General features: G+C 69.7%; 1 protein-coding gene. It reads left to right on the top strand.

Annotated features, from left to right (window positions below; all coding sequences use genetic code 11):
- A partial coding sequence (locus tag ACLEQD_RS45100; protein ID WP_410392022.1) for an AMP-binding protein occupies positions 1-475 on the top strand: 475 nt, incomplete at both ends.

Genomic DNA, 475 nt, shown 5'->3' with positions numbered 1-475 from the left:
AACGGCTACGGCCCCACGGAGAACACCACCTTCTCCGCCACCTTCGCCATGCATCGCGACACGGTGGTGGATGGCCCGGTGCCCATTGGCCGGCCGCTCTCCAACTCCACTGCCTACGTACTCGACGCGCACCTGCGTCCGGTGCCAGTGGGCGTCGCGGGGGAGGTGTACGTCGGTGGCCAGGGCCTCGCCTGGGGCTACCTCCACCGCCCGGACCTGACCGCGGAGCGCTTCGTCCCCCACCCCTTCGCTTCCACGCCGGGCGAGCGCCTCTACCGCACGGGCGACAAGGCCCGCTGGCGAGAGGACGGCACGCTCGACTTCCTGGGCCGCGTCGACTTCCAGGTGAAGGTGCGCGGCTTCCGCATCGAGCTGGGTGAAATCGAAGCAGCGCTGCGTGCATTCCCTGGCGTCAACGAAGCCGTTGTCGTGGCCCGGGGCGCGGACACGGACAAGCGCCTCATCGGCTACGTCA

Origin of the sequence: Corallococcus sp. 4LFB (genome assembly GCF_046520365.1) — a bacterium.
Taxonomy (GTDB): Bacteria; Myxococcota; Myxococcia; order Myxococcales; family Myxococcaceae; genus Corallococcus; species Corallococcus caeni.
The sequence above is the reverse complement of the archived record's forward strand: the minus strand, read 5'-3'. Positions and strand labels throughout refer to the sequence as shown.